Genomic DNA, 26,074 nt, shown 5'->3' with positions numbered 1-26,074 from the left:
ATGTTGTATAAAGTGGACTATCTGTTACAGGCTTCCCGCAGTTGCCCCAATGCCTTTTCGAGTACACTGCGCGGGCAAGCTACATTCAACCGCATAAATCCTTCGCCTTCTTTCCCGAAAGTGGTGCCGTCATTAAGCGCCAGATGTGCACCGTCCACAAAAAGACCGACCAATTCTTTCTGAGCCAGTCCCAAGCCCCGGCAATCGAGAAATATGAGATAAGAAGCCTGCGGACGAATCATGCGGATGGCCGGAATATACGCCCGCAGATATTCATCGGTAAAATCGATGTTGGCCTGAATATAGGCAATCGCCTGATCGAGCCATTCGGTTCCGTTGCTATATGCAGCAGCCACGCTGAGATAAGCAAACAAGTGTCCCTCGCTTAATTCACCGGCCTCCATATACTCCTGAAAACGATGACGTATTCTGCTATCTTCAATGATACAATACGAACTTGCCAGTCCCGGCATATTGAACGCTTTGCTGGGAGACATAAACACAAGGGAATTCCGGCGCGCCTTGTCCGATACCAACGCAAAAGTAGAATGCCTGTATGGCGGTAATGTCAAGTCGGCATGAATCTCATCAGAAATGACCAGTGTACCGCTTTCATAACAAATTTCCGCTATCTGTTCCAACTCTTCAAGCGTCCATACACGCCCGCCCGGATTGTGAGGATTACTTAAAATAAGCATTTTACACCCTTGCACATCTTTACGGAAACGCTCGAAATCAATCTGGTATTGACCGTCCCGAAGCACCAACGGGCTGTAAACCACCTCACGCTGATTCTTCTCCGTCACCAAAAAGAAAGGATGATACACCGGCGGCATTACCATTACCTTATCCCCTTTTTCCGTAAAACACTGTATGGCAAACGCCAATCCGCGAACAATACCGGGCATAAAAGTAAGCATCTCGCGGGTCACTTCCCAATGATAACGCTGCTGCAACCAATTTATAATGGAAGTATACCATTCTTCGCAGGCAAAAGTATATCCCAGTATCTCGTGCTCCAAACGTTTCTTCAGTGCATCCATCACAAACGGAGGAGTACGGAAATCCATATCCGCCACCCACATGGGAAGCAAATCATTTCGTCCCCAACGCTCGCTGACGGCATCCCATTTTACGGAATCCGTTCCGTGACGATCTATTATTTCATCGAAATTGTATTTCATCTTACATTTCATTTTTGCGGTTATCTGCTTGCAAATGTACAACTCATCTGTTGCAAAATGAAAGCAGGAGAGAGAAATTTACTTTAAGAAGAACAAAAATACCACAATTGTGGTAGAGGATATGACATAAATCAAGCTCGCCTTGATTTCTTTTTTGTATTTTTGTGCACTCTAAAAAACATAATATGACGAAAGCCCTGTTTTTTGATATTGACGGAACATTGGTGAGTTTCGAAACTCATGCCATTCCTGCATCTACCATCGAGGCACTGACCATTGCCCACGAAAAAGGCATTAAAATCTTTATTGCCACAGGACGCCCCAAAGCGATTATCAACAATCTGGCGGATATACAGGACCGGGGATTGATAGACGGTTACATCACGATGAACGGTGCCTACTGTTTCGTAGGTGATGAAGTGATTTACAAAAGCGCCATTCCTGCCGGAGAGGTACGGGCACTGGCACAGGTTTGTGAACAGAAAGGATACCCCTGCATATTTGTAGGAGAACATACGATATCCGTATGCCAGCCCAATAAATTGGTTCACGATATCTTTTATGATTTCCTGCATGTAGACGAAATTCCCGTAAAGACTTTTGAAGAAGCCGTGCAGGAAGAGATTTTCCAGATGACTCCGTTTGTCACCGTAGAAGAGGAAACAGAAATACAACCTCAAATTCCCAATTGCGAATCCGGCCGTTGGTTCCCGGCTTTTGCAGATATCACGGCAAAAGGAAATACGAAGCAGAAAGGTATCGATGAAATAATAGCCCGTTTCGGCTTCAAGCTGGAAGAGACGATGTCGTTCGGTGACGGCGGTAACGATATCAGTATGTTGCGCCATGCCGCTATCGGTGTAGCCATGGGCAATGCCAAGGAGGAAGTGAAACAGGCGGCAGACTATGTGACTGCTTCCATTGATGACGACGGAATTGCCAAAGCATTGAAACACTTCGGAATAATTTAGCCACCGGAAAGGTACTTCCATATGACCGTAGATACTGACAACAAAGAGTTTCAGGATGCGCTGAACCTCATCCAATATACCCGGCAGTCCGTCTTTCTGACAGGAAAAGCCGGTACGGGTAAATCCACATTCCTACGGCATATCTGTGCCAATACGAAAAAGAAATATGTCGTTCTTGCTCCTACCGGCATTGCCGCAATCAATGCCGGAGGAAGCACGATGCACAGCTTCTTCAAACTTCCTTTTTATCCCATCCTGCCGGACGATCCGAACTTGAGCCTTCAACGCGGACGCATCCATGAGTTTTTCAAGTATGCCAAACCACACCGCAAGCTGCTCGAACAGATCGAACTGGTCATCATCGATGAGATCTCGATGGTACGTGCGGATATCATAGATGCCGTAGACCGCATCCTGCGCGTTTACTCCCGTAATCTGCGCGAGCCGTTCGGCGGGAAACAAATCCTGCTCGTCGGCGATGTATTCCAACTGGAACCGGTCGTAAAAAATGACGAACGGGAAATTCTGAACCGTTTCTATCCCACCCCCTATTTCTTCTCCGCCCGCGTATTCAGCGAGATAGACCTCGTATCCATCGAATTACAGAAAGTATACCGGCAGACCGATCCGGTATTTGTCAGCGTGCTCGACCATATCCGCAATAACACTGCCGGTGCAGCCGATCTGCAACTGCTGAACACACGCTATGGCACGCAGATAGAACAGAACGAGGAAGATATGTACATCACCCTTGCCACCCGGAGAGACAATGTAGACTACATTAATGATAAAAAACTGGCGGAACTTCCCGGTGAACCGGTCACCTTTGAGGGAGAAATCGAAGGAGATTTTCCGGAAAGCAGTTTGCCTACCTCCAAAGATTTGATATTAAAACCGGGTGCACAGATCATTTTCATCAAAAACGATTACGACCGCCGTTGGGTAAACGGAACGATCGGTACCATATCCGGCATCGACGACGAGGACGGCACCATCTATGTAATAACCGACGACGGAAAAGAATGTGATGTAAAACCCGATTCCTGGCGAAACATCCGATACCGGTACAACGAAGAGAAAAAAGAGATTGAAGAGGAAGTGTTGGGCACTTTCACCCAATACCCTATCCGGCTGGCATGGGCCATCACAGTGCACAAAAGTCAGGGACTGACTTTCAGCCGGGTGGTCATCGACTTCACGGGCGGTGTCTTTGCCGGCGGACAAGCCTATGTGGCACTCAGCCGTTGCACCTCACTGGAAGGTATCCAATTGAAGAAACCGATCAACCGCGCCGATATTTTTGTACGGCAGGAAATCGTAAACTTCGCCCAACGTTTCAACAACCGGCAGGCAATAGACAAAGCTTTGAAACAAGCGCAAGCCGATGTACAATATGTAGCGGCTGTCCGTGCATTCGACCGTGGAGATATGGAAGAGTGTCTGGAACAATTTTTCCGTGCCATCCATTCGCGGTATGACATAGAGAAACCCGTGCCCCGGAGATTTATCCGCCGGAAACTGGAAGTAATCAACACACTGCGCGAGCAAAACCGGCAATTGAAAGAACAAATGCGAAGCCAACAGGAGTATCTGAAAAAATACGCCCGCGAATACCTGTTGATGGGAAACGAATGTATCACGCAGGCACACGATGCGCGCGCCGCACTGGCAAACTACGATAAAGCGCTGGAACTTTATCCGGATTATACGGATGCTTGGATCCGGAAAGGAATCACTTTGTTCAACAACAAGGAGTGGTTCGATGCCGAAAATTGCTTCAATACCGCCATACGCATCAGCCCGGCTAATTTCAAAGCTTTTTACAACCGGGGGAAACTCCGTCTGAAAACAGAAGAAACAGAAGGAGCAATCGCCGATCTCGACAAAGCAACTTCACTGAAGCCGGAGCATGCCAAAGCACATGAACTTTTCGGTGACGCCCTGCTGAAAGCCGGTAAGGAGGTAGAAGCCGCTATCCAATGGCGTATCGCCGAAGAACTCAAGAAAGCACTTTCGGAGCGGGGAGGTACGACAAGCGATGGGAATAAGGATGATAAAAAGTAATATATAAATACCTCCGGGACTCCATACCGGATTCCTTTCGGTAAATAATATGAATTTAGAACTTAAATTCATAAGCCACAGACTAATAAATAGAAAACTTTTCATTAGTTTTGCTATCTCAATAACATATTAATCATAAAACCTACAAAATGAAAAAGGGTCTGAAAATTACAGCTATTGCATTGGGAGTACTCCTACTGCTGATGCTTATTCTTCCTTTTGCTTTCCGTGGAAAAATAGAAAGCATTGTAAAAACCGAAGGAAACAAAATGCTCAATGCACAGTTTGATTTCCGTAGTCTCGACATTAGCCTGTTCCGTAACTTCCCCAAAGCATCTATTACACTCAGCGATTTCTGGTTGCGGGGAGTAGGCGAATTTGAAAACGATACACTTGTTCAAGCAGGCGAAGTGGTTGCCGCGATCGATCTTCTGTCACTTTTCGGAGACAGTGGATATGATATCTCCAAAATACAAATCGAAAATACACGCCTGCATGCCATCGTTCTTGCAGACGGACGTCCCAACTGGGATGTGATGAAACCGGACAGCACTTCTACCGATACAGAAGAAGAAGAAACTACGGATGATTCACCTTTTAAAATACAACTCCAACGGTTCGTGATCAAAAACATGAATCTGATTTACGATGACCGACAGGGTAATATGTACGCTGATATCCGTAACCTCAACGCGCTCTGCTCGGGCGATTTAGGCAGTGACCGTACAACCTTGAAACTGGAAGCCGAAACGGAAGCGCTTACTTATAAGATGAGCGGAATTCCTTTCCTCTCTAATGCCAACATCTACACCAAAATGGACGTGGACGCCGATCTGGCAAATAACAAATTTACCCTGAAAGACAATGAGTTCCGGCTGAATGCCATCCAAGCCGGTATCGACGGTTGGGTAGAATTAAAAGATCCCGCCATCGACATGGATCTCAAACTGAACACAAACGAAGTAGGATTCAAAGAAATTCTCTCGCTGATCCCTGCAATCTATGCAAAAGATTTCGACGGACTGAAAACAGACGGTACCGCTACCCTTACTGCCAGTGTGAAAGGCAGCATGGTGGGCGACAGCATCGTTCCGCAGTTTGACATAGCCATGGCTGTGAAAAATGCCATGTTCCGCTATCCCTCCCTTCCGGCAGGGGTAGACCAAATAAACATCCATGCCGAAGTTAAGAATCCGGGTGGCGCCATCGATCTGACTACCGTCAACATCCAGCCGTTTAGTTTCCGGCTTGCCGGTAATCCTTTCAGTCTGACTGCTGATGTAAAAACACCTGTCAGCGATCCGGATTTCCGTGCAGAAGCAAAAGGAGTGCTCAATTTGGGTATGATAAAACAAGTATATCCATTGGATGATATGGAACTGAACGGTACCATCAATGCCGACATGCAGATTGCCGGACGATTGTCATACATCGAAAAAGAGCAGTACGACCGTGTACAGGCTTCAGGCACGATCGGGCTTACCGGTATGAAGTTAAAAATGAAAGACATGCCGGACGTAGATATCCACAAGTCGCTCTTCACCTTTACACCGAAATACCTGCAACTGAGCGAAACAACCGTCAATATCGGTAAAAACGATCTCACTGCCGACAGCCGTTTCGAGAACTACTTAGGTTATGTACTGAAAGGTACCACGCTAAAAGGCACACTCAATATCCGGTCCAATCATCTCAACCTGAATGATTTCATGACAACGACAGCCGACAGCGCCGCACAGGCGGAAACAACACCGGAAGCAACAGCAAGTATCATCGAAGTACCTCGTAACATCGATTTCCAAATGGATGCCAACTTGAAAGAGGTATTGTTCGATAAGATGGCTTTCACAGATATGAATGGAAAACTAATCGTGAAAGACAGTAAAGTAGATATGAAAAATCTGTCCATGAACACAATGGGAGGAAACGTGGTCATGAACGGATACTACTCTACCACCGACGTGGCAAAACCGGAAATGAATGCAGGTTTCAAACTAAATGCCCTGAGTTTTGCACAAGTATACAAAGAATTGGATATGGTACAACAACTTGCACCGATCTTCGAAAATCTGAAAGGAAACTTCTCCGGCAGCATGAAAGTACAAACGGTGCTGGATACCTCCATGAGTCCCGTATTGGAAACCATGCAGGGTAATGGCAGCCTTTCCACAAAAGATCTCAGCTTGAGCGGCGTTAAAGTGATAGACCAGATTGCCGAAGCAGTGAAGAAACCCGATCTGAAGGATATGAAAGTGAAAGACATGACATTGGACTTCACCATTGAAAACGGAAGAGTGGCTACACAACCGTTTGATATCAAACTCGGAGATTATGTCATGAATCTATCCGGCAGTACGGGGTTGGATCAGACAATAGACTATTCCGGTAAAATCAAACTTCCGGCTTCTGCAGGCGACCTTGCCAAGCTGACCACTCTTGACCTGAAAATCGGTGGCTCGTTTACTTCACCTAAAGTATCCATCGATACCAAAAGTATGGCAAATCAGGCAGTAGAAACCGTAGCAGACAAAGCTGTCAGCGAATTAGGAAAGAAACTGGGACTGGACTCTGCGGCCACAGGCAATAAAGAAGAGCTGAAAGAGGCAGTCAAAGAAAAGGCCGCTGAAAAGGCACTGGATTTCTTAAAGAAGAAACTGAAATAACAATAAGTGATTAGTGATTATCAACATCATGCTGCTGAAACTTTACGAAAAGAACAATAATCCACAAGACTTGCAACAGGTAGTGGATATTTTAAATGACGGAGGACTTATTATTTATCCTACCGATACGATGTATGCCATTGGTTGTCACGGACTGAAAGAACGTGCAATCGAACGCATTTGCCGTATCAAGAACATTGATCCGCGAAAAAATAATCTCTCTATCATTTGTTATGATTTGAGCAGTATCAGTGAATATGCGAAAGTAGACAACAACACTTTTAAGCTGATGAAAAGGAACCTCCCCGGACCTTTCACTTTTATTCTGAACGGAACCAACAAACTGCCTAAGATTTTCCGGAATAGAAAAGAGGTAGGTATCCGTATGCCGGACAATCATATCATCCGTGAAATAGCGCGGCTGCTCGATGCGCCTATCATGACAACGACGCTCCCTCACGAGGCAGATGAAGATTTGGAATACATGACCGATCCGGAACTGATCGACGAAAAATTCGGGGAGACGGTAGATCTCGTAATCGATGGAGGAATAGGAGGAATAGAACCGTCAACAATAGTAAGCTGTACGGAAGATACTCCGGAGATTGTCCGTCAGGGAAAGGGGAGGCTTGAGGAGAATTAGGGAATGAAAGATTTAAGAAATTAAGGAATTAAAGAATGAAAGGCTGCGCTATGTGAATGTACTCACCGCGCAGCCTTTCATTCTTTAATTATTAATTATCCATTATTAGGCCCTGCCTTTCATTATTCATTTTCTTAAATCAATGATTCCGGATCCAGATGGTCAGCTTCAATATCCTTGAAGTAACGATACGTTCCTACCTTCAGTTCTACCGTAGCCGCATCGTCACAAACAATAATACCCTTTTCATGCATCTGCAATGCACTGATTGTCCACATCTGAGTGATGGCACCTTCCACTGCATGATACAAGGCACGGGCTTTGTTATGACCATTTACAATAATCATCACTTCTTTGGCAGAAAGCACTGTTCCCACACCCACTGTCAAAGCCGTCTTCGGCACTTTGTTAATATCATTATCAAAGAAGCGCGAGTTAGCGATAATTGTATCCGTAGTCAGCGTTTTCTGACGGGTACGTGAAGACAAGGAAGACCCCGGTTCATTGAAAGCAATATGTCCGTCCGGACCGATTCCTCCCATGAAAAGATCGATACCGCCATAAGACTTGATTTTTTCTTCATAGCGTGCACATTCAGCATCCAGATCAGCGGCATTACCATTCAAGATATTGGTATTTTCCGGTTTGATATCGATATGGCTGAAGAAATTATTCCACATAAAAGAATAATAACTTTCGGGATGTTCTTTCGGCAAACCTACATATTCGTCCATATTGAAAGTAACGACGTTCTCGAAAGAAACGATGCCTTTTTTGTTCAGGTCGATTAAGCCTTTGTACATACCCAAAGGAGAAGAACCGGTAGGACATCCCAAAACGAACGGTTTTTCTGCTGTAGGATTAGCAGCTTTGATTTTAGCAGCAACATAGTGTGCCGCCCACTGAGATACGGACTGATAGTCCGGCTGAATGATTAATCTCATTGTTCTTAATTTTATTAGATTAATAAATAGGTTGATTCAATTATTAATTTCTTGATTATTAATTATCAATTGCCTCCCCTGTCTTTTTTTAAACGTTCGGCCATCGCACGAGCCAGATTTTCACACTGCTCATAGGTAATGTCTTTCATCGCCTGTTTCATCTCTACCGGGTCGCCTACTACCTCAAACTTACTCTTCTCGGCGAATTCCGCCATACGCTTCACTGCGGCACCTGCCCAAGTGAAAGAGCCGAAAAGCCCCAAATAGCGTCCTTTCAACTCGCGGACAAGTATTTTAGAAAGTAAAGACTCGATTTCCGGATAAATCTGATTGCTATAAGTCGGCGAACCGATAATAAGCCCCTTATACTTGAATATATCGGCCAAAATATAAGAAGGATTGCTCTTGCTGACATTATGCATGACAATATTCCGGATACCCTGTGCCGACAGTTCGGCAGCAATGGCTTCTGCCATCTGTTCGGTATTGCCATACATACTTCCATAAGCGATTACCACTCCCTCATCGGCTGCATAGCGGCTTAACTTATCGTAAATACCCACTACCTTCGGGATATTTTCTGTCCATACCGGACCGTGAGTAGAACAGATAACAGAGATAGGCAGCCCGCCTAATTTCTGCAATGCCTTCTGTACAGGGCTTCCATATTTTCCTACAATATTGGAGTAATAACGCACCATTTCATCCCAATAACGATCAGTGTTGATACGAGTATCAAGAAAACCACCGTCTACCGTACCAAAACAACCGAAACCGTCTCCGGAGAAAAGAATTCCGTCCGTTTCATCAAATGTCATCATGGTTTCGGGCCAATGCACCATCGGAGTAAGATAAAAACGAAGTTTATGTTTCCCCAAAGCAAGGAAATCACCGTCTTTCACCAGATACTGCTCACCTGTCACGCCATAGAAACCCTCGATCATTCCAAAAGTCTGTTTATTACCGACAATGACAATATCGGGATAATGCTGTTTTATCAAACGGATAGATCCGGAATGATCCGGCTCCATATGATTTATTATTAAGTAGTTTATAGGACGATCACCTATTACTTTCTTTATTTTATGAAGAAATACTTCAAAATAACAGATGTCTACCGTATCAACCAAAGCCACCATTTCATCATCAATCAGATAAGAGTTATACGAAACCCCATATGGTAACGGCCACATCCCCTCAAAAAGATGTTTGTTACGATCATTCACTCCCACATAGTGGACATTTCCTTTTATTCTTGTCTTCTGTTCCATCTTATTATTATTAAATTAGTGATTAGCGGTTAGCGACAGGTAATTAGCAAGCCGGTCAAATATCTTTCGGCGTCGGTCACTTATCACTAACCGCTAATCATTCATTGCCAAACATCAATTTATTGTCCGGCAAATATACCTTTTTTTTCTGAAAATTTATACATCCTCCCTTGATATGCCCCCCTTTCTTTCATTCTTTTTTGAACACGGGCGGTAAATTCATAATTTTTTAATCCCCAGTCGGGAGCTATCAGTAATTCACGGGGAGATTGGGATACAAAGCGCTCCGGCACAATATCCGGTCGTAAGTGTTCGATATAATCTATTACGAGCTCGATATATTCATTCACATCATTAAAAAGATGAAAACCAGCGGGATTCTGCTCATATTCATAAGCCATACGGGTGCCACGAATCAATTGAAGCTGATGCATTTTCAAGGTGGTAAGCGGCAATTCGGAAAGTACTCCGGCTTGCGATACCATGTCGTCGTGAGACTCTCCCGGAAGCCCGAGAATAACATGTCCGCCAGTCAGAATGCCTCTGGCAGCCGTGCGTTGCACTGTTTCCACCGTATCCGTATAGGTATGCCCCCGGTTGATACGTTTCAGTGTTTCATCACAAGTTGTCTCGATTCCATATTCCACTAAAAGAAATGTCTGCCGGTTAAGGTTTTCAAGATACTGGAGAAGTTCATCCGGCATACAATCCGGCCGGGTACCGATCACAAGTCCGACAACGTCGTCAACGCTCAACGCTTCTTCATATTTTCGTTTCAGGCTCTCCAGCCCGGCATAAGTATTAGTATAAGCCTGGAAATAAGCGAGGTATTTCATCTCAGGATATTTATGGGCAAAGAAACGTTTTCCCTCTTCCAACTGTACCTTAATCGTTTTCTCTGTCCGGCAATATTCCGGATTAAAAGTCTGGTTATTGCAATAAGTACATCCCCCCTGCCCTTTAGTACCGTCACGATTAGGACAGGTAAAACCTGCATTCAGAGATATCTTCTGTACCTTATAAGGGAAATAACGCTTCAGAAATAGCGGAAATTCATTATATAAAAATTGTTGAGCCATGCTGTTCCTTCTTTATGAGGAACAAACATAAGAAAATCCGGGGAGACGAAAAAGAAAAAAACGAAACTTTACTGTTTATAGTGCCAATCTTGTCTTCAACAATTTATAACCGGAAAGACTCACTCTCAACTTATCACCATTCTTCAGCAACAGCCTGTAACTCTCCTTGCCGAAAAGTTCTACCCGAGAGATTTGCGTTACATTTACAATAGTCGAACGGTGTATACGCACAAATCCGGCCGCCGACAAATGAGTTTCCAGATATTTCATAGTAAGCTCTTTTACGTACTGCCCTTCAGGAGTAACCAGAGTAACATAATCTCCACACGCCTGCACATAAAGCAAATCTTCCGTATTTATTAAATGAATGCGTGTTCCATCTTTTACCGTAATACGGTTCAGAAACTCTTCCACCGGTTGTTCTGTCTCTTCGACATTATTTTCTTTGACCGGTTCCTCTTCTTCCGGCATCACCTCCTCTTTAGAAAGGGATTGTCCTGCCTGCAAAGCCAACAATCTATACCACATCATTATCACTATCCAGCACAAAATGCCGGATAAACCCCTGAAAGGAGCGGTTACCACAAAGGGAGCATAGGCAGTTGTTCCTATAAGCTCAATCCACTCCTGCATAGCAAACCCGCCGGCCAGCCAAAACAGTATAGCCAATACCGATACGACAATCTCCGTCTGTACCGACGATACAATGCCGATAGCAAACCATGACAAATATGCCAAACCGCAAAACAGTACGACAGAAACCGTACCATCTGTCAATGCCGGCCATAAACCGGCACCTGCATAAGTCATCAACAAACCGGTATATATCCCTATCGCGGCCGCTACCAATAATAAAACAGATATCCACCGCCGGGAAGAATCCATAATCGGATGTGCTTGCATTTTATTTAATTAACCTTTAATTTCTACTCCTCCAAAAGAAACATTCCCAATAACTACCAGTCTACGACTCTGATCGATATTCACCCCCGGCACACGTTTATCCTCACAACCGCCCAAGAAAGCATTGGCCTGCAAATCTACCCGCCAATCCAACGGAACATATATCTCCACACCTCCGAAATTACACTCTACATCAATATACGTCTCACCCTGTTCGATGTTCGTGCGCCGTAAATCAAGCACGGTCCCCCCAAAACTGTTACGGATTTCCGCACCTTTAAAGACCTCATCGAGCACTACTTGCTTCACACCGCCAAACACATTGTCCGAACGCACAAAGCCATCACCGGAATGATGTTGCCGGGTAGTGAAATCTGTTTCACTCTGTATCTTCCTTTCTCTTTTTCTGCACTGCGGACGATAAAAAAAGGCGATTCCCACACATACCAACAACACAGGCCAAAGCACAGCGCTCACATTCGCCGGCCCCCACGGCAACCATCCGAGTCGCGGCAAAATGAAACAAAGTCCGATAGCGAACAAAACCACGCCCGTAAATGCCTGTCTGCGCAGGAAAGAATAAGCTCCCAAAACGACCAAAAGCATCGGCCAGGATACAATAATATGAAATATCCTATTGGGGAAAATTCCCAAATTACGTCCCAACAATAAAACACCACATGCTATAAGAATAGTAGCCATTAATTGCCTTCCCGTGAAACCCGAAGGCGTAGCAGATTTCTTTTCCATAATTCTCTTAATTTATAAATTCGATGATACGTTCGATTTGATTACAGGACAAAGATACGCTGTTCAACCTCCAAAAGAAAGGTTTTTCCGACCAAATACGATACAAAATCGATGAATACCGGACTGAGCCCCGTTAAAAAGAGAGACAATAATTATTTAATCAGCAAGTACCAATTTTTTCCTTAATAAAAAAGAGATCGGATCCGAAGAGCAGATCACGGTATAACTACCTAATAATCAACAAGCAAACCAAATATATAGTTCCCTATATAAAATTATACACTTTACATTGCGTTAAATACATACTTTTACTTCATAAAAATATAAACTCCTGCATACACAAAGTATATACTTCTACAAATAGAGATATAAGTGCGTTAAATATCCCGTTAACAATGTTAATTCAAGAAGGATGATCATAAGAACTCTATAAAAGAGTTTCCTTTTTTTGAGGTATTTCAGTTTATTACTAACTTTGCAGACATAAGAAGTTCAAAAACAAGAAAGAATGAAAAAGATAACCCTGTCTCTCCTGCTCTGTCTCATTTGTCTGAGTGGTATGGCGCAAAGTAGTAAAAAGTTAGACCTGAAAGATATAACTTCCGGAAAATACCGTGCGGAAAATATTCGTAACGTAGTGCCGATGCCCGACGGAGAGCATTATACACAAATGAATGAAGAAGGTACGCAAATCACCAAATACTCTTTCAAAACAGGAGAACCGGTAGAAGTCATCTTCGATGTAACCAAAGCCCGGGAATGTGATTTCAAGAATTTCGATGGTTACCAGTTTTCACCGGACGGGGAAAAGCTGCTTATCGCAACCGAGACAACGCCCATTTACCGGCGTTCATATACAGCCGTACATTATTTATACCCCTTGAAACGTAATGAGAAAGGAGTGACGACAAACAACATTATTGAACGGCTTTCTGACGGGGGACCTCAACAAGCCCCCGTCTTCTCACCGGACGGTACCATGATCGCTTTCGTACGCGACAATAATATCTTCCTGGTAAAAACCCTTTATGGCAACAGCGAAAGCCAAGTGACGGAAGACGGCAAACCCAATGCAGTGCTCAACGGTATTCCCGACTGGGTATACGAAGAGGAGTTCGGCTTTAATCAAGCCTTAGAATTCAGTGCAGACAATTCTATGCTTGCTTTCATCCGCTTCGATGAAACGGAAGTACCTCAGTATCAATTTCCCCTATTTGCCGGTGAGGCACCACGTATCAATGTATTAGAAGACTATCCGGGAGAATATGCATATAAATATCCGAAAGCCGGATACTCTAACTCCAAAGTAGAAGTGCGCACGTTCGATATCAAATCGAAAGTTACCCGTACAGTGAAGTTACCATTGGATGCCGATGGATATATCCCGCGTATCCGTTTTACAAAAGATGCCAACAAACTGGCCATAATGACATTAAATCGCCACCAGAACCGTTTTGATATGTACTTTGCCGATCCGCGTTCAACGGTCTGCAAATTGGTATTACGCGACGAATCACCTTATTACATTAATGAGAATGTATTCGACAATATTCAATTTTATCCCGAAAACTTCAGTTTTCTGAGTGATAAAGACGGATATACCCACCTTTACTGGTATAGCATGGGAGGCAATCTGATAAAACAAGTTACCAAAGGCAATTATGAAGTAAAATCATTCTTAGGATATGATGAGGCGGACGGCAGTCTCTACTTTATAAGCAATGAAGAGAGCCCGATGCAACAGGCCGTGTATAAAATAGACCGCAAAGGAAAAAAAACAAAACTATCCCAAAAAGCCGGTATGAACAGTGCATTGTTCAGCCCGACTATGAAATATTACATCAATACATATACCAATCTCGATACACCGGCAGTCATCACCCTCAATGACAACGAAGGGAAACCTTTGAAAACATTGGTTACCAACGATGCATTGAAACAAAAATTAGCACAGATCGCTCTACCGAAAAAAGAATTCTTCAAATTTAAAACAACGGAAGGAGTAGAATTGAACGGCTGGATGATGAAACCGGCAGACTTTTCGGCATCTAAGAAATATCCGGTGTTGATGTATCAGTACAGTGGACCGGGCTCACAACAGGTTTTGGATAACTTCAATGTAAGTTGGGAAACCTATATGGCCAGTTTGGGTTACATCGTCGCTTGTGTTGACGGACGCGGAACAGGCGGTCGCGGGGCAGAGTTCCAAAAAAACACTTACCTGAACCTCGGAGTAAAAGAAGCCAAAGACCAAGTGGAAACCGCCAAATATTTAGGAACATTGCCCTATGTAGATAAAGGACGTATCGGAATCTGGGGATGGAGTTATGGCGGATACATGACAATTATGAGTATGAGTGAAGGTACGCCGGTTTTCAAAGCAGGTGTAGCAGTAGCCGCCCCTACGGACTGGAGATTTTATGATACGATCTACACGGAACGCTTTATGCGTACTCCCAAAGAAAATGCCGAAGGATATAAAGCCGCATCCGCCTTTACACGGGCAAACAAACTCCATGGCAACCTTTTGCTCGTACATGGAATGGCTGACGATAATGTACACTTCCAGAACTGTGCCGAATATGCCGAACATCTTGTTCAACTGGACAAACAATTCGATATGCAAGTTTATACCAACCGTAATCATGGAATTTATGGTGGTAATACCCGTCAGCATCTATACACGAGATTAACCAATTTCTTTTTAAAGAACCTTTAAAGAGTTATGATTTATGAATGATGATTTATGGATTATACAGAAGTGCTATCCATAAATCATCATTCATAGCCCATAATTCATAAATCATAATTCAAATGAGAAAGCCTGAGTGGCTGAAGATCAGCATTGGCGCCAATGAACGCTACACGGAGACTAAACGTATCGTAGAGAACCATTGCCTGCATACGATTTGTAGCAGTGGACGCTGTCCTAATATGGGAGAGTGCTGGGGAAAAGGAACCGCAACTTTTATGATAGGAGGCGATATCTGTACCCGTAGTTGCAAATTTTGCAATACGCAAACCGGTCGCCCCCTTCCATTGGATGCTGACGAACCGACTCATGTAGCAGAATCCATAGCCTTGATGAAACTTTCTCATGCAGTAGTCACTTCAGTAGACCGGGACGACCTTCCGGATTTAGGAGCAGGACACTGGGCGCGTACCATCACTGAAATAAAAAGGATAAACCCGGATACTACCATTGAGGTGTTGATACCCGATTTTCAAGGACGAATGGAATTGGTAGACAAGATTATCGCCGCAAATCCGGAAATCATATCACACAACATGGAGACCGTACGCCGCATCAGCCCATTGGTGCGAAGCGCAGCCGACTATGAAACCAGTCTCCAAGTAATTCGTCGGATAGCCGAAAGCGGTATTACCGCCAAAAGCGGCATCATGGTCGGACTGGGAGAAACCCCATCGGAAGTGGAAGAACTGATGGATGATCTTCTGGCAACAGGATGCAGCATACTCACTATCGGACAATACCTGCAACCTACTCGCCGACACTATCCGGTAGAGGAATACGTTACTCCTGAACAATTTGCCCAATACAAACAGACCGGACTCGAGAAAGGTTTCGAACAAGTAGAGAGCGCCCCGCTCGTACGCTCATCTTATCACGCAGAAAAACATATTAAGAAATGATCTAAACATAAATACCCCCTTGTTTGTTTTATAGGAAACAGGCAAAATGTACACTAAAATGAATCATAAAGGAATATTATCTTCCGCATTTAATATGTCATTGGGATACCTCCCCGTTATTATCTCCATTATATTATGTGAATTTATAACGCAAGACACAGCAATCTATATCGGAACCGGTATCGGAATGCTATACTCATACTATTCAATGCACCGTAAAGGTGTACGGATTCCTAATTTTATTCTTTACATTTCGACATTTATGCTGATGTTACTCACATTGGCCGCCCTTATCCCGGGAGATTATGTCCCCCCCGGAGCACTTCCGCTTACATTAGAGGTCAGCATACTCATCCCTATGTTAAGCCTTTACCTGCATAAAAAAAGATTCATCAACTATTTCCTGAAAAAGAAAGATATCTGCAGCAAACGAATGTTTGCTCAAGGTGCGGAATCAGCTATCGTATCGGCACACATCATACTGATATTGGGATTTTTGCATTTTATCATCATCAGTCTGGCCATATTTTTCTCTCATCCGATGGGAAAGACGACAGGATGGGTCATATTCAACCTCATGCCTCCCGCTATTTTCATTTTATGTATCATCTTCAATCAGATAGGCATCCATTATTTTAATAAATTAATGGCTCACACGGAATATGTACCTATTGTCAACACTCAGGGAGATGTCATCGGAAAGACGATGGCGATGGAAGCCCTTAATTACAAAAACACCTATATCAACCCGGTAATCCGTATCGCTGTAGCCTCACACGGCATGCTTTTCTTATGTAACCGTCCGCAAACAGCCATTCTGGATAAAGGAAAAACAGATATACCGATGGAATGTTATCTTAGCTACGGAGAATCACTTGCGGAAGGATGTCGAAGAATATTACGCAATACTTTCCCAAAAGCCGATGGACTGAAACCTACTTTCAGCATCATGTATCACTTTGAAAACTCAGTAACCAACCGCCTTGTCTATCTTTTTGTTCTGGACGTAGAAGATGATTCCATCCTTTGTGACCCACGTTTCAAAGGGGGAAAACTCTGGCAATTTCAACAGGTAGAACAAAACTTGGGACACAAGTTCTTCAGCGAATGTTTTGAAGAAGAATACGAACACCTGAAAAACGTTATTGGTATAAGAGAAAAATACAGGGAATTTTAGAAAGCTCGGGAAGATGCCCTTTCCACTCTTTCACCGTCCGGGTTCGGATATACTCTCCTTCACAGGTGATATTGGCAGCAATACAGAGCCGCGTCTGCGGACGGCAATTGTTCAAAATATCCTCTACCATCTTATTATTACGATAAGGTGTCTCAATGAAAAGCTGCGTCTGATGCTCGGAATATACACGCTGTTCCAATAACTTAATTTTCTTTGCACGTTCTCCCGGTTCAATAGGCAAGTAACCGTGAAAGGCAAAACTCTGTCCGTTAAATCCGGAAGCCATTACAGAAAGTATAATAGAGGAAGGCCCCACCAGCGGAACTACACGCAGCCCCTTACGCTGGGCAATCGCTACGACATCTGCTCCGGGATCGGCAACGGCCGGACAACCGGCTTCCGAAATCACTCCCATAGAAGCTCCTCCCGCCAATGGTTTTAAATATCCGGAAATATCTTCAGGAGAAGTATGCTTGTTTAATGTATAAAAAGCCAGGGCATCGATATCGATCTCACGGTCTACCTTCTTTAAAAAACGACGGGCCGAACGGACATCCTCAACAATAAAATGGCGGATATTCAAAATAACTTCTTTATTATAGGACGGCAATACGGATTCGATAGCGGTATCTCCCAAAGTCACGGGAATAAGATAAAGAGCTGTTTCCATAAAAATAATTGATTAATGTGCCAATGTGCCAATTTAATAATATGCCAATATACTAATGTGCCAATGTGCCAATTGGCTGCGCTATAAAACAAGACGGAATGTGTCAATTAAATAATAATTTGCTGATGTTTCCAATTGGTGAATTTCTTCATTCTTTCATTTTTTCATTCTCCAATTGGCACATTGGCACATTATTAAATTGGCACATTATTTATAACCGGATTCTTGTAACATATGATGATAATCGGTCATCTGCAACAAATCCTGCAAGCTGACATCTTTATGGTGTTTCATATAAGAAGATACAATGCGTGTCCCCATCCAGGTTCCAATCAATGCCGGTGCATTCTCACCGAAGAAGGCGGTAAACGGTGCCGGCTTCATATACTTGCGCACAATCATCGGATCGCGGACGTAGAGATGTTTATTCTTCAACATATACTCCCACACATTCTTTTCATTCTCGCTGCACCATGCTTCTTCTTTCTCTGCATATCCCATCGCTTCGCCCGGAGAGCGATACCCTAATAGCATCTGGACAGCATAATTTATCTTTCCCGAATGCAACATCATATCGAGCAGGCAAGTCCCTTCCTGAAACGGAAAAACATACTTACTCATCAGATAAAACACCAAACAATCGGGAACAATACGATCGGGACGCATAGAACGGCACTGATAGTCGTAATAAAAACGCTTGTACAAAGCATAATCTTCTCCCATGTACTTATCCAAGCTAATGCCCAGCAACGTATCGGACAAGACTATCGACTCATTAAATGCGGATACTTGCGAATAAACAAGAGGTATTTTTATCTCAAGAACCTCTTTTTTCAATTTCTTGAAACCTTTCGTCAAGCCTTTTTCCACTTCGTCCAGATTAGGGAAACGTGTCTCCACATCGGCCATCAGACGAAGCAAGGTAGTATCCGAATAAAATGTCTTAAGTTTCTGAGAAATGGTATCGTCACTCACTTGTCCTAACCCAAGCACCTCTTCAATCAGAATCTTGGTAGGTTGACGATATTCCATGTTCATCTTTTGCAGAGCAGAAAAGCTATTGGAACGAACATATTCGTTCAACAACTGATCATACCGAACAACGGAAATCCCCTTCTCTTCATTATGCAACAACCTGTTCTCTCCCGTACCCATCCGACAGGCAACGGCGAGCATGCATAATATAATAAGGAGAAGAGGATTCCGCAGTTTCATAATTATTATCCGTAAATGATGTTTCCGTCTTCATCTTTGTACTCATCGAGGCCTTTCTCATAAGTAGCCATAGCACGAAGACTCATACCGACACTCGAAAAACCGCCATCGTGGTAGAGGTTCTGCATCGTTACCTTGCGGGTAAGATCAGAGAACATCACAATACAATAATCGGCACACTCGTCAGCAGTAGCATTTCCCAGCGGAGACATACGGTTTGCAAAATCGAAAAGCTTATCCATCCCCTTCACACCCGATCCGGCAGTAGTGAATGTGGGCGATTGAGAAATCGTATTCACACGTACACTATGCTCGCGTCCGTAAATATATCCAAAACTACGGGCAATAGACTCCAACAGAGCTTTGGCATCTGCCATATCGTTATAACCGTAGAATGTACGTTGTGCGGCTACATAACTCAAAGCAACAATCGATCCGTAATCTGCAATCGCATTCAGTTTTTTGGCAGCCTGAATCATTTTATGGAAAGAAACAGCAGAGATATCCAATGTTTTCTCCAACATTCCGTAATCAAGGTCGTCATACGTACGTTTCTTACGCACATTAGGAGACATCCCGATCGAATGAAGAACAAAATCGATCTGACCATGCAATACATCCATAGATGTCTTGAACACATTCTCCAAATCTTCCACATTGGTAGCATCGGCAGGGATTATTTCGCAATTCAGTTTCTCGGCCAGAGCATTTACTTCACCCATACGTATGGCCATGGGCGTATTTGATAATGTAATAGTTGCACCTTCTTCTACGGCTTTCTCCGCTACTTTCCAGGCAATAGACTGGTCGTTCAGGGCACCGAAGATAATACCTCTTTTTCCTTTCAACAAATTGTAACTCATACCTTTTAAAATAGTTAAATTAGGTTGCAAAGATAGGAACTTTCTGCATAAAAACACGAGAAGTGTGCAAAGAAAAGACTAAAATGACAAAAAATCCACCTAAACCAACAGTTTATACACATCTAAGGGAATTTTCACGTCTATATTTGCATCAGATAATTAAGAGGTTTTTTCATAATATTTATTTAAGGTTAGAATTAGGTTAACATGAATCATTATTATCCCTTCCGGTAGATGGCTCGGGAGAGTAATCTGCCAAAGGATAATAAATCTCTTTATTTATCGGAAGTAAATAACCCTTTAGTATTAATCCATAGAAACATAATTTTAAATGAACACATTAACGAAAAAACTCCTGTTGCTAACGGCGATATGCCTGCCTTTCCTTTCCGGGAATCGAATATGCGCTCAGGAAGAAAATTTAATAGACAACAGTATTTATAACGATCTTCCATTCGAAATGCCCGTTGTAGAGCAACCTACTTTCCCCGACTATGAGGTGAACATTGTTGCATACGGTGCCAAAAATGATGGAAAGTTTCTCAACACGGAAGCAATCAACAATGCCATAAAAGCAGTAAATGCCAAAGGCGGAGGAAAAGTAATTATTCCGGAAGGATTGTGGCTGACCGGCCCTATCGTACTCTTGAGCAATGTAAACTTATATACAGAGCGTAATGCACTGATTCTTTTCACCGATGATTTCGAAGCCTATCCTATTATAAATACTTCATTTGAAGGCTTGGAAACCCGTCGTTGCCAATCGCCGATCTCAGCACGCAATGCGGAGAATATCGCAATCACAGGTTATGGCACATTCGATGGTGCGGGGGATAGCTGGAGACCGGTAAAAAAAGACAAACTGACTGCTTCCCAATGGGGTAAACTTGTAAAATCGGGGGGGGTAACCGATTCAGCAGGGAAAATATGGTATCCCACAGCCGGCGCTCTGAAAGGTGCATTGGCATGTAAAGACTTTAATGTCCCCGAAGGCATCAATACCGATGAAGAATGGAATGAAATCCGTCCATGGCTCCGTCCCGTACTGCTCAATATCGTAAAAAGTAAAAAGGTGCTGTTGGAAGGAGTGACATTCAAGAACTCCCCCAGTTGGTGTCTGCACCCGCTTTCATGCGAACATATTACCGTAAACAATGTAAAGGTATTCAACCCTTGGTATTCTCAAAACGGAGATGCGCTGGATTTGGAATCATGTAAAAACGCACTGATTATCAACAGCCTGTTTGATGCCGGAGACGATGCGATTTGTATCAAGTCGGGAAAAGACGCTGACGGCCGCCGCCGTGGAGAACCTTGCCAGAACGTATTGGTCAAAAACAACATAGTATTGCACGGACACGGTGGCTTCGTTGTAGGAAGTGAAATGTCCGGTGGTGTAAAAAACATCTATGTGACCGATTGTACCTTTATGGGAACCGATGTCGGCTTACGCTTTAAAAGTACTCGCGGGCGTGGTGGCGTGGTAGAAGGTATTTATATCAACAACATCAACATGATCAATATCCCGAACGAACCGTTATTGTTCGACCTGTTCTACGGCGGTAAAGGTCCGGGTGAAGAGACTGAAGAAGAGCGTGCTGCCAATACCAAAACCGATGTTCCTCCTGTGACAGAAGAGACTCCGGCATTCAGAGACATTCACATCTCGAATGTTTATTGCAAAGGTTCCGGACGCGCCATGTTCTTCAATGGATTGCCGGAAATGCCTATCCGGAATGTAACTGTAAAGAATGTAGTCATTACCGAGGCTGCTGAAGGTGCCGTCATCAGCCAGGCCGAAGATGTGCAATTGGAAAACATCCGTATCGAAACGAAGAAGAAAGGCGGACATACACTCCAAATGAAGAACGCTAAAAAGATCAAAGTTGACGGTAAGACCTATAAAGAGGCAGATGCCAAAGGGACGAATCTGAACTTCAAATAAACCACATTTTCATATTATAACAGCAAAGCAGGCAGTCCTTTGATCATTATTGACAGGACTGTCTGCTTTTTTTAGATTACATTTGCGGAGAAATAAACAAGAAAGAATATTTACTCATCATAAAACAATAGAGAAAGATATGAAAAGAAACCTTTTTATCCCCCTGTTTTTCCTTTGCTCATGCCCGTTAGCGACACTGGCACAGGCAAATGAAAAGACGCTTACTGTAGAAGTCAGCAATCCTTGGAACCGGGCAAAAAGCGATGAACCCGTAGTTATCAAGTTGAATGAACTCAATGCCGGATTCCGTATCAAATCCGCTACCGTTATGGACGGCAATACGGAAATCCCTTCACAACTCGACGACCTGAACGGAGATCGCCGCGCAGACGAACTGGCATTTGTCATCAACCTGCCCGCTCAAGGAAAGAAAACGCTAAAAATCAATCTGTCATCGGAGAAAAGTGATAAAAAATACGAGCCCCGAGTATATGCAGAGATGTTAGTAAGCGACAAAAAGGGGAAACATGTACCGGTACATTCGGTCACCATCCCCGGCAATGTCAACATCTACAACCAAATGCATCATCACGGCCCGGCTTTCGAATCGGAACTGGTGGCCTACCGTCTCTATTTCGATCATAAGCAGACAGTAGATATCTACGGAAAATTCAATAAGGGTTTTGAAATCAAAGAGTCACAGTTCTATCCTACCGACGAACAACTGGCACGCGGTTTCGGTGACGATGTATTGCGTGTAAGCGGCAGTTGTGGTGTGGGTGCACTAAAAGGCTGGAACGGCAAGAAAGCTATGCACATAGAACCGGTAAGTACATTGACAGAGAGTATCATTGCTTATGGACCTGTCCGCACTATCGCAGAAATCAAAGTAACCGATTGGGAGTATCAAGGTTCGGAACTGAATATGACCACCCGCTATACACTTTATGCCGGACATCGCGACTTACAAATAGAAGCATTCTTCGAGGAACCGCTCAACAATGAAATCTTCTGTACCGGTATACAGGACATTAAAGGATCGGTTTCTTATTCTGATCATAAAGGACTTATCGGCTGCTGGGGGACAGACTGGCCGGTGAACGATACGGTAAAATATGCCAAAGAAACCGTAGGGCTCGCAACCTGTATTCCTCAAAAATATGTAGTAGCAGAAGTGAAAGACAAGCCCAATTATCTCTATACGCTGACAGCCAAAGGAGACAACTATTTTTCTTATCATACCACATTTACTTCGATGAAGGAAACTTTCGGCTATAAAACACCGGAAGCATGGTTTGCCTATATACGTGAGTGGAAAGAAGGACTGGAACATCCTATTGTCGTTACAATCAAGCAATAAAACAATTTATCCACCCTATTAGACAATTATTACCCATCGCGGGAGGATATGCTTCGTAATTTTGTGCAATAAATAGAATAAAAACATATTGTACAACTTAAAAATTATTATTATGAAGAAACAATTACTTCTCGTGATGGCTTTCGTAGCCGCAACTTTTACAGTTAATGCACAGACTTATGCAGTCCAGGAAAGTGACGTAATTACAAGCGAAACAGAAATTACCTCCGTTGATGGCGTTAAACTTACATTCGGTAACGACACCTATGCAATGAAAACAAGTAGTGATATTGACGGGGGAGCTTTATATGTAGCTTATGCATCCGGAAAAGCAAATCCGGTAGATGGAGCAGGCCTGGCTTTTGACAAAGCAGGTGCCGAAGTCCCTACAATTGGTACACTTTATAATCTCGCTGTTACTAAAGATGGTACAATGGAGATTGCTGTTGTGTTAAATGCTAACAAAAAATTCTATGTTTTAGAAGATGGAGTAGCTATGGAAGGGTATGATGGCATAACTGTCGTAGATAAATATTATGGAACTTATAGTTTTCCCGTAAAAGCAGGTAAAACCTATACTACATTCTGTACAGGTTCTAAACTGGGATTCTTTGGTTTCACGTTTACTCCGGAAGGCGGCGCTACCGGTATCACTGATTCTGCTGTCAACAAAGAAGTGGTAGCTACCGAATACTACAACGTAGTAGGTATGAGATTGAATGAACCCGCTAAAGGTTTGAACATCATAAAAAGAATAATGAGTGACGGTTCAGTAGAAACAACCAAAGCTTGTATCGAATAACATTCGTTAAAGCAATACAGTTAGTTATACGAAGGCCCTACTCTATCATGAGCAGGGCCTTCTTTTATTACAATTATTACACAACAATGCACAATAAATACACCAAAGCAATCGATTATTCACCTCCGGTTTCACCCGGAACATCTATATTTGCAATCAGGAATTCGATAACATACTAATAATAAAAAACAATCCATGAAAAAATTAGCACAGACCTTAGGCCTTTGCCTATTTATGACCCTCTCCGCTACGGCACAAAAGAACTACGTATCCGAAGTTTGGGTTGCAGATCAAGGAAACGGAACCTACAAGAACCCGATTCTTTATGCAGATTATTCCGATCCGGATGCTTGTCGCGTAGGAGACGACTTCTACATGACTTCATCCAGTTTCAACTGCTTGCCCGGTTTGCAGATTCTCCATTCCAAAGACTTAGTCAACTGGACGATCATCGGTGCTGCCGTTCCCTACGCCCTCTCTCCTATCGAAACTCCCGAACGCCCAGAACATGGCAATCGCGTGTGGGCACCGGCCATCCGTCATCATAACGGAGAGTTCTACATCTTCTGGGGAGATCCCGATCAAGGCGCATTCATGGTGAAAGCACGTGATCCGAAAGGTCCCTGGTCAGAGCCTGTACTCGTAAAACCGGGAAAAGGTATTATCGACACATGCCCTTTATGGGATGAAGACGGTAAAGTATACCTCGTGCATGCCTATGCAGGCAGCCGTGCCGGACTCAAAAGCGTTATCTCTATCTGCGAACTGAATTCAGACGCAACAAAAGCCATCACACAATCCAGAATCATATTCGACGGACACGAAGCCCACGAAACCTGTGAAGGCCCCAAATTCTACAAACGCGGTGAATATTATTATATTTTTCACCCGGCAGGCGGAGTGCCTACAGGTTGGCAAGTAGTGCTGCGGTCAAAGAATGTTTACGGTCCTTATGAGTGGAAAACCGTTTTAGCTCAAGGAAATACCCCGGTCAACGGACCTCACCAGGGAGCATGGGTTGATACTCCGACCGGTGAAGATTGGTTTATGCACTTCCAGGATGTAGGAGCATACGGCCGCATCGTACACTTGCAACCGATGAAATGGGTGAATGACTGGCCCGTTATCGGCATCGATAAAGACGGAGACGGCTGTGGCGAACCGGTATTAACATATAAAAAGCCCAATGTAGGAAAAACTTATCCTATCTGTACTCCGCAAGAAAGTGACGAATTCGATGGATATACCCTCTCTCCGCAGTGGCAATGGCATGCCAATATCAATGAGAAATGGGCTTATTACGCAGGCGATCACAGCTATGTACGCCTTTACTCTTACCCGGTAGTAAAAGAATATAAGAATCTTTGGGATGTAGCCAACGTTTTACTCCAAAAGACTCCATCCGATAACTTTACGGCCACTATGAAGTTAACTTTCAAACCGACCACCAAATACAAAGGCGAACGTACCGGGCTTGTAGTAATGGGCATGGATTATGCCGGCCTAATCCTTGAAAATACAGACAAAGGATTAGTACTTTCACAAGTAAGCTGCAAAAAGGCAGATAAAGGAACGCCGGAAACAGTAAACGAAGCAATCGACCTGAAAGACAGTACGGTGTACCTGAAAGTAAAATTCAGCAGTGACGGCAAAAAGCTCGGTAAGAGTGAAGGCGGACACGATCTGCTGGTAATGTGCGATTTCAGTTATAGCCTTGATGGCAAAAAGTTCCAAAAGTTAGGTAAACCGTTCCAAGCCAAAGAAGGAAAATGGATCGGAACCAAAGTAGGAATGTTCTGTACTCGTCCTGCCTTAGTTACCAATGATGGTGGATGGGCTGATGTCGACTGGTTCCGTATAACAAAGAAATAATCTAAAAGAGAGTTTACAGTACTCTTTCTAATAAGTTTCAGCCA

The 26,074-nt window shown here is 43.6% G+C and carries 20 protein-coding genes; 11 read left to right on the top strand and 9 right to left on the bottom strand.

Annotation, left to right across the window (positions count from 1 at the left end; all coding sequences use genetic code 11):
* Window positions 1–17: 17 nt before the first annotated feature.
* On the bottom strand, window positions 18–1,184 hold the full coding sequence (locus QVP90_RS19415) for a MalY/PatB family protein (RefSeq protein ID WP_007478598.1): 1,167 nt from the start codon (window positions 1,182–1,184) through the stop codon (window positions 18–20).
* A 185-nt stretch (window positions 1,185–1,369) separates the two neighbouring features.
* Between QVP90_RS19415 and QVP90_RS19410 the strand changes: the two genes are divergently transcribed.
* From QVP90_RS19410 to QVP90_RS19395, 4 genes are all read left to right on the top strand, one after another.
* Window positions 1,370–2,155, top strand: coding sequence for a Cof-type HAD-IIB family hydrolase (locus tag QVP90_RS19410; protein WP_005925382.1), 786 nt, complete (start codon window positions 1,370–1,372; stop codon window positions 2,153–2,155).
* Between the two features lie 21 nt (window positions 2,156–2,176).
* On the top strand, window positions 2,177–4,219 hold the full coding sequence (locus tag QVP90_RS19405; protein WP_021937359.1) for an AAA family ATPase: 2,043 nt from the start codon (window positions 2,177–2,179) through the stop codon (window positions 4,217–4,219).
* 149 nt (window positions 4,220–4,368) lie between these two features.
* The gene (locus tag QVP90_RS19400; RefSeq protein WP_021937358.1) at window positions 4,369–6,882 is read left to right on the top strand and encodes an AsmA family protein; all 2,514 of its coding nucleotides are present in this window, start codon (window positions 4,369–4,371) and stop codon (window positions 6,880–6,882) included.
* A 28-nt stretch (window positions 6,883–6,910) separates the two neighbouring features.
* Window positions 6,911–7,525, top strand: a complete 615-nt coding sequence (locus QVP90_RS19395; protein WP_025819215.1) for an L-threonylcarbamoyladenylate synthase — start codon at window positions 6,911–6,913, stop codon at window positions 7,523–7,525.
* Between the two features lie 134 nt (window positions 7,526–7,659).
* Here QVP90_RS19395 and nagB read toward each other — a convergent pair whose 3' ends face one another.
* The 5 genes from nagB to QVP90_RS19370 all read right to left on the bottom strand — a co-directional run bounded on the left by nagB (window position 7,660) and on the right by QVP90_RS19370 (window position 12,472).
* Window positions 7,660–8,469: a glucosamine-6-phosphate deaminase gene (gene nagB, locus QVP90_RS19390; RefSeq protein ID WP_005925393.1), complete on the bottom strand. Its 810-nt coding sequence runs from the start codon at window positions 8,467–8,469 to the stop codon at window positions 7,660–7,662.
* A gap of 65 nt (window positions 8,470–8,534) precedes the next feature.
* A complete protein-coding gene (locus QVP90_RS19385) occupies window positions 8,535–9,740 on the bottom strand; it encodes an FprA family A-type flavoprotein (RefSeq protein WP_005925397.1) in 1,206 nt (401 codons plus the stop codon).
* Between the two features lie 119 nt (window positions 9,741–9,859).
* The gene (locus QVP90_RS19380; RefSeq protein ID WP_021937357.1) at window positions 9,860–10,819 is read right to left on the bottom strand and encodes a TIGR01212 family radical SAM protein; all 960 of its coding nucleotides are present in this window, start codon (window positions 10,817–10,819) and stop codon (window positions 9,860–9,862) included.
* 75 nt (window positions 10,820–10,894) lie between these two features.
* Entirely contained in the window at window positions 10,895–11,722 is an 828-nt protein-coding gene (locus QVP90_RS19375) for a LytTR family DNA-binding domain-containing protein (protein ID WP_021937356.1), read from the bottom strand.
* Between the two features lie 9 nt (window positions 11,723–11,731).
* Window positions 11,732–12,472: a LiaF transmembrane domain-containing protein gene (locus QVP90_RS19370; RefSeq protein ID WP_007478605.1), complete on the bottom strand. Its 741-nt coding sequence runs from the start codon at window positions 12,470–12,472 to the stop codon at window positions 11,732–11,734.
* Between the two features lie 508 nt (window positions 12,473–12,980).
* Here QVP90_RS19370 and QVP90_RS19365 point away from each other — a divergent pair.
* The 3 genes from QVP90_RS19365 to QVP90_RS19355 all read left to right on the top strand — a co-directional run bounded on the left by QVP90_RS19365 (window position 12,981) and on the right by QVP90_RS19355 (window position 17,303).
* Window positions 12,981–15,191 carry a S9 family peptidase gene (locus tag QVP90_RS19365; RefSeq protein ID WP_021937355.1) on the top strand — a complete coding sequence of 737 codons (2,211 nt, stop codon included), beginning with the start codon at window positions 12,981–12,983 and terminating at the stop codon, window positions 15,189–15,191.
* Between the two features lie 95 nt (window positions 15,192–15,286).
* Window positions 15,287–16,126 (top strand): lipoyl synthase, encoded by an 840-nt coding sequence (gene lipA, locus QVP90_RS19360; RefSeq protein ID WP_021937354.1) that lies wholly within the window; start codon window positions 15,287–15,289, stop codon window positions 16,124–16,126.
* Between the two features lie 58 nt (window positions 16,127–16,184).
* Window positions 16,185–17,303, top strand: a complete 1,119-nt coding sequence (locus QVP90_RS19355; RefSeq protein ID WP_005925415.1) for a hypothetical protein — start codon at window positions 16,185–16,187, stop codon at window positions 17,301–17,303.
* Here QVP90_RS19355 and QVP90_RS19350 read toward each other — a convergent pair.
* The 3 genes from QVP90_RS19350 to QVP90_RS19340 all read right to left on the bottom strand — a co-directional run bounded on the left by QVP90_RS19350 (window position 17,269) and on the right by QVP90_RS19340 (window position 20,051).
* Window positions 17,269–17,973 (bottom strand): SAM-dependent methyltransferase, encoded by a 705-nt coding sequence (locus tag QVP90_RS19350; RefSeq protein ID WP_005925418.1) that lies wholly within the window; start codon window positions 17,971–17,973, stop codon window positions 17,269–17,271. The genes QVP90_RS19355 and QVP90_RS19350 overlap by 35 nt on opposite strands.
* Window positions 17,974–18,180: 207 nt before the next feature.
* The gene (locus QVP90_RS19345) at window positions 18,181–19,188 is read right to left on the bottom strand and encodes a gliding motility protein GldB-related protein (RefSeq protein WP_021937353.1); all 1,008 of its coding nucleotides are present in this window, start codon (window positions 19,186–19,188) and stop codon (window positions 18,181–18,183) included.
* Window positions 19,189–19,193: 5 nt separating this feature from the next.
* Window positions 19,194–20,051 (bottom strand): enoyl-ACP reductase FabI, encoded by an 858-nt coding sequence (locus QVP90_RS19340; protein ID WP_005925424.1) that lies wholly within the window; start codon window positions 20,049–20,051, stop codon window positions 19,194–19,196.
* A 331-nt stretch (window positions 20,052–20,382) separates the two neighbouring features.
* Between QVP90_RS19340 and QVP90_RS19335 the strand changes: the two genes are divergently transcribed.
* The 4 genes from QVP90_RS19335 (at window position 20,383) to QVP90_RS19320 (ending at window position 26,030) form a co-directional block, all read left to right on the top strand.
* Window positions 20,383–21,996: a glycoside hydrolase family 28 protein gene (locus tag QVP90_RS19335; RefSeq protein ID WP_005925427.1), complete on the top strand. Its 1,614-nt coding sequence runs from the start codon at window positions 20,383–20,385 to the stop codon at window positions 21,994–21,996.
* A 139-nt stretch (window positions 21,997–22,135) separates the two neighbouring features.
* Window positions 22,136–23,356, top strand: coding sequence for a DUF4861 domain-containing protein (locus tag QVP90_RS19330; protein WP_021937352.1), 1,221 nt, complete (start codon window positions 22,136–22,138; stop codon window positions 23,354–23,356).
* A gap of 112 nt (window positions 23,357–23,468) precedes the next feature.
* The gene (locus QVP90_RS19325) at window positions 23,469–24,158 is read left to right on the top strand and encodes a hypothetical protein (RefSeq protein ID WP_021937351.1); all 690 of its coding nucleotides are present in this window, start codon (window positions 23,469–23,471) and stop codon (window positions 24,156–24,158) included.
* Window positions 24,159–24,353: 195 nt separating this feature from the next.
* Window positions 24,354–26,030 (top strand): glycoside hydrolase family 43 protein, encoded by a 1,677-nt coding sequence (locus tag QVP90_RS19320; protein ID WP_007478618.1) that lies wholly within the window; start codon window positions 24,354–24,356, stop codon window positions 26,028–26,030.
* Window positions 26,031–26,074 lie beyond the last annotated feature (44 nt).

This window comes from Bacteroides sp. CAG:189, from assembly GCF_000432295.1.
Lineage (GTDB): Bacteria > Bacteroidota > Bacteroidia > Bacteroidales > Bacteroidaceae > Bacteroides > Bacteroides salyersiae.
This window is presented reverse-complemented; position numbering and strand designations above follow the sequence as displayed.